This window comes from Lysinibacillus sp. VIII_CA (assembly GCF_049943995.1).
GTDB classification, from domain to species: Bacteria; Bacillota; Bacilli; order Bacillales_A; family Planococcaceae; genus Lysinibacillus; species Lysinibacillus pinottii.
The window spans coordinates 1-236 of sequence record NZ_JBNFXM010000139.1 but is presented as its reverse complement, the minus strand read 5'-3'; the positions used below and the strand labels follow the sequence as shown (position 1 = coordinate 236).

The window sequence follows — 236 nt, the reverse complement described above, 5'->3', positions numbered from 1 at the left end:
CCAAACTCCTTACAGAAAAACTCATAGCAAGCTTTAAAATAATCATCTGTTTTTTGCTCGCCCCATTTTGTAGCTTGTTCTTGAGGAACCGTCAAAATATTGGAGTACATCACAACCGAATTTTTCTGTACTCTCGAACCAGCCTCTTTTAATTCGTCTACTCGCTGCTTTACTCTCTGATACAAATTTTTATCTGACTCTACTAAGTCATAATTATTTTTTGTACGCTCCAGATC

At 36.4% G+C, this 236-nt stretch carries 1 protein-coding gene; it reads right to left on the bottom strand.

Annotated features, from left to right (window positions below; translation table 11 throughout):
• Positions 1-236: plasmid recombination protein (locus ACP3VS_RS24570; protein WP_426390350.1), on the bottom strand; the 236-nt coding region annotated here is incomplete at both ends.